The organism is Methylobacterium dankookense, assembly GCF_902141855.1.
Taxonomy (GTDB): domain Bacteria; phylum Pseudomonadota; class Alphaproteobacteria; order Rhizobiales; family Beijerinckiaceae; genus Methylobacterium; species Methylobacterium dankookense.
Genome location: NZ_CABFVH010000100.1, coordinates 1 through 4,696, shown reverse-complemented (window position 1 = coordinate 4,696; position 4,696 = coordinate 1). Strand labels below are relative to the sequence as shown.

General features: G+C 49.0%; 4 protein-coding genes and 1 pseudogene. 3 read left to right on the top strand and 2 right to left on the bottom strand.

Annotation, left to right across the window (positions count from 1 at the left end):
- The 3 genes from MTDSW087_RS29565 to MTDSW087_RS29555 all read left to right on the top strand — a co-directional run.
- Positions 1-106: hypothetical protein (locus MTDSW087_RS29565; protein WP_144769334.1), on the top strand; the 106-nt coding region annotated here is incomplete at its 5' end.
- 492 nt (positions 107-598) lie between these two features.
- Entirely contained in the window at positions 599-1,705 is a 1,107-nt protein-coding gene (locus MTDSW087_RS29560) for a glycosyltransferase family protein (protein WP_144769331.1), read from the top strand.
- A gap of 1 nt (position 1,706) precedes the next feature.
- Entirely contained in the window at positions 1,707-3,239 is a 1,533-nt protein-coding gene (locus tag MTDSW087_RS29555) for a glycosyltransferase (protein ID WP_144769329.1), read from the top strand.
- A gap of 178 nt (positions 3,240-3,417) precedes the next feature.
- On the opposite strand, the pseudogene MTDSW087_RS29550 reads toward MTDSW087_RS29555, so the two are convergent.
- Positions 3,418-3,581: pseudogene (locus MTDSW087_RS29550) on the bottom strand (IS3 family transposase); the annotation flags it as partial.
- Between the two features lie 267 nt (positions 3,582-3,848).
- A partial coding sequence (locus tag MTDSW087_RS29545; protein ID WP_144769327.1) for a hypothetical protein occupies positions 3,849-4,696 on the bottom strand: 848 nt, incomplete at its 5' end.

Sequence of the window (4,696 nt, the reverse complement as noted above, 5' to 3'; positions counted from 1 at the left end):
CTCCAACCCCGGCAAGATCCCGCTGGAGCTGATCGAGGTCCAGGTCGGCTCCTATACCGGCGAGGACGACATCATCCGCGTCGAGGACATCTACGGGCGAAACTGACTCTGATATAGCCATTCTTCAATATTCATGCGTTATATACCACTGCGCAGTTTTATTTTACCCCGAAAACAGAGTTAATATTATATTGATTTACTGTCCAACTCAAGTTTATACATAAGTTTCTGGAAAATTATTGCATATGTGATTTTAATTTTCTAAGTCATCCAATATTAATCGCTTAGACTGCCCTGTCGCGACCCATAACTGACTCAAAATAAGCGCATCAGCATGATTTAGTTGCAAAAATCATTAAGTGAATAGCTAAGCGCAGTGCCGTTCGGGCGTTTGCTATAGGCGATGGAAATGCTAAACGCATTTGACGAGGCAAAACAAAAAACCTGCTTTGACGCACGATATCAACGCGCTCCAATGCAGCTCCACTTTCAAAGTTTTCGCACATACCTGCAGATGGGAAGAGGAGTTTAGACGTTGTCCAAAATTCTGGTCTGTGACCCAGTTTGCGTCCAAAGCATAGGACACAACGTTAGAGCCATGAGGCACTATAGACATCTTCTATCTGAACACTATGATAACGTACACTGCCTTGGAACTAAATATCTTGATTCAAAAATTTCCGTCGACAATAAAATCGAGCGCTTTTTCGATTTTTATTATAATGAATTCATCAACGTACTAAGCTCCGACATAGATCCCGTTGGGTTAACTGACACGCATGAGACAAGGAAATTACTTGCAGAAAGAGATATCGGCAGACTGCTAAGCGAATATCAATTCGATCAATCGGATGCGATTTTCTTCCCGTCAATTGATATATATAGCTTGATGGGCCTTTCCGCGCATCGGAGCGAGCTTTCATCTGATCAATCTCCTAAATTGCTATTACGCTTTATTGGCGTTATGGAAAATGCCGCACCAGCCTACCGTAAGCCTTTGAGTGTAGCATTAATGCACATCCGTGGGTTAATCACGGCGGGATGTAATATATCTATTTCCGCGGAAACACCAGCATATGCTGACTGGCTGGCGCGCGAGCTAGATTTATGTGTTCATGTAACACCTTACGGCGAAACACGCGAACCCCTTCCTCTGCCTGAGACAAGCGATTTTCATGTTGTATGCCCAGGGTCCGCACGAATAGACAAAGGTTTTTTACGGCTTGAATCCATATTCAGACAAGTCCGCATACTGGATCCTGACATCAATATACGCTTCACAACGCAATGCCTTCCCGACCGCGAGATAACTAATTATCAGACCTACTTAGCTAAATTGTACGCGTGCCCCGGAGTCTCCATACTTCCGAGCTCGCTTAGTAATGATGAAATTGATAGTTTGTATCTTTCATCGGATCTAATTTTACTTCCTTACGATGCGAATATATATAAATTTCGGGGATCTGCCGTACTAATGGAATCTGCGTCGATTGGCCGCCCTGTAGTTACACTGGATGGCAGCGCTTTCTCAGATCAAGTTTCATACTACGGGCTTGGCTTAAACTGCAGCGACAATTTAGAGATTGCTAGGCGAATTGTAGAGTACTCTCAGACACCTAAATCGGTGCGCTGGAGGCAGTCAATTCAGGCTAGAAGCCGCTTTATTACCGACATGCTTGGTGTATATCGGAACTGGGTGAACTGAGATGAAAAAAGTTCTATTTATCGATCATAAATTCCATGAGCATACCAAGTCTAGCCGCTTTTTTGTTGAGTTGTTAAAACGAAGATTTCATGTATCCGAAATCTTCGTTGATCCACACTTGGCACACCAAGTTGAGCTCTTTTCTCAGCTTGACTCACATGATATCGTCGTTGTTTGGCAGATGGACTTTTTAGCCTCAGCCTTTTGTGCGTACGGGAAGCCGACGGTTGTCATACCGATGTACGATGGCTCCAACAGTATGCCTGATATTCATTGGGCTCTTCTTAAAAGAGCAAAATTCATAAATTTCTCGCTTGCTCTGCATGAAAGAACTAGGCTTTTGGGTTGTGAAAGTTATCTTGCAAAATACTTTGTTGAGCCTTGCCCTGCAGATCAACGAGCAAAGTTCGAAACTATTGATGTGTTTTTTTGGCAGCGCAGGCCCGACCATGGCATAAATCTTCGCTATGTCGAAAAGATGTTGGGATCCTGTTGCGATAGGTTTCACCTACATAATGCGCCAGATATTGATCTTGGATACCAAAGCGATTTAACAAACTTAGAAACTGGCAAGTTAACGGTTTCAAAATGGCTTCCGTCGAAGCAAGCCTATAGCGATCTATTATCTAATTATAACGTATTCGTTTGCCCTCGAGTTGCAGAAGGTATTGGTGTTGCCATGCTTGAGGCTATGTCGCGTGGTATGATTGTAATTGCACATGACCAACCAACACATAGCGAGTACATCAGCAACTGGGTAAACGGGATTTTGTTTAACGTGCACGCCGAACCCAGCGAAATAAACTTCCGCGAGGAAGCTTCGCGGATCGGGTATTCAGCCTGGAAAACTGCGGAGCATGGCTACCGCCAATGGACTCTACAAAGCGATGAAATATTAGATTTCATCGAGACAGCTGAACCACATGACGCTGTTGAAATAGATCACCACTGGTATGCGAAGCAGCTAGGTATGAATTTTGGTTTCGGTCAAATTTATTATGAACAATTTCTTGAAAAAATGGCCCACAATCTACTGCCTTTGGCAGGAGGAACTTTTGATGACTTAGCGCTGCTTGTGGGGGATTACAAGGCAGAATTTATCCAAAGCCATGTTCCCTCAGTTCAGTCGCCTGACTATACGCTAAATATTTCGCAGGAAGATTGTGCTTTCTTGGACAAAGGCTGGAGCAGTTTTGAGCCGTTTGGCTATCGGTGGGTGGAAGGCACTTATGCAACTCTTCGGTTTTCTGGCTTAGTCCCCGAGCATGCTGCATATCTGACGTTCAGCAGCAAATCAATTACAATACCTGAAGAAAATCAATTCATCAGCATTGATTTTAATGGAAAACGTATCCTTAGTGCCCGTATTAGTTCTCATGAATTTCAAGATTTCAAGATTCGAATACCGGGAAAATTATTCGCAACGGCGAATTTTGTTGAGATTAGGCTTCTGCAGTCTGCGCATCCCGACGGAGACAGCAGAAGCTTGTCTGCCTGTTTTTCAGATTTCAAGTTTGAAGTGGAAACACCATAATACCAGGTCCGAGGCAACACACTTAGATTTGCGTCGCGCCAGCAGAGGTGCATTGTTCGCGCTCTCCCTGCTGGAAAGCATGACGCTCTTGAAGCCTGTTTGAGTGTATGATCTCAGGCTGGATTGTTGAGGGCGTTGGCGGCCGTGAGGCTGGCAACGCAGGCGAGACGGGCGGTGGCTGGAGGCCGCCGTACTCCTTGCGCCAGCGGTCGTAGCTCTGCTCGGAGATCTCTGCCTCCTTAGCTGAGCCAGCGCTAAGCTCTTGCCCTGGGCTGTCTGCACCTCGATCTGGCGCAGCTTGAACACGACCTGCTCCGCGCTCGTCTTCTGACCTCGCCGCATGTCCGACTCCTCCGGTCCTGGCTGATCCTCTCAATCAGCCCGGTCCAAAGCCAGCCGGTCAGGTCAATGCCCTCTGTGGCCTTTTCCATTTGCAGGGATGCCTCGTGATGGATCTCTCTCCTGTCGGCTGCGAGGCGCACTCGAGAAGTATGACGGCTGCAGGCTCAAAACCTATTGCGACTCAGTAGACGCCTGGACGATCGCGTTCGGCATCACGACCGCCTCCGGACTCATTGTCGTGAAGACAGGAGTACAGACGAGGCGGATTTAATGCTTAATGTAGATTAGTGAGCCAATGATCACGGACGAGTTCGAAAAGTTCGTGTCCGTGAGACTCGCTGAACCTGTCGTGCCCTGCTGTGCCAGAGATGCGGTCGTGCTGCCCGGCGAAGTCTGAGCATACGGCGAGGTCAAGCCCATCATGCCGGAGGCGCCTATGAAAGGGCTCATCCCGCCATAGGCCGCCGCGAAAGGCAGACCCGCAAGCGTCGCTACGCCAGTAGAGGTGCCCTTTGCACTCAGGCCAAGGTGGTAATGCAGTTGCACCGTGCGGCCATTGACCTCGTAAGAGCAGGCCTGTGCGCCACTGACATATGCGAGGCCGTTCACCGCGCCGCCAAACTGAAGGCCAACCGAACAGAGCGCAACACCGGCACCGAAGATGCTGTTGCCGGACGAGCCGTTCACCTCTACGATACCGTTATAACCGGTCACCGTCAGGTCGGTCGCGGATCTCACCTGGATTGTATTATTGCTCGAGGCATCTAGTGACACAGCCGCGCCGCCGTTGCTCGCTCGGTTGTAGTTCTTCACTATGCCTTCAAGCGAGCTGTTCGTGAGCGCCCGCAGTTCAGCGCCTTGTCCAAGACCGACGCCAAGATATCCGCTAATGGACACGCTATCGACGCCATCCAGGCGCAATCCCGCGGCCGGCGTATTGCCGACCCAAAGGTTCGCAACCTGAAGCTGGCCCGTAACCGCCCCGGCGCCCTGCTTCACCCAAAAACCATAGCCGCGGTCGTGTCCCTGATGGTGGTGTAGCTCGCTGGTAGCGGGAGAGCCCGCCTGCGCGCCCTTCACAGCGCTGTAGCAGGCGGGCTCTCCCGCGGGGTGGC

Bases quoted from the DNA above. Each gene is read 5' to 3' on its own strand.
- MTDSW087_RS29560 (WP_144769331.1), top strand. From the start codon at position 599: ATGAGGCACTATAGACATCTTCTATCTGAACACTATGATAACGTACAC.
- MTDSW087_RS29555 (WP_144769329.1), top strand. From the start codon at position 1,707: ATGAAAAAAGTTCTATTTATCGATCATAAATTCCATGAGCATACCAAG.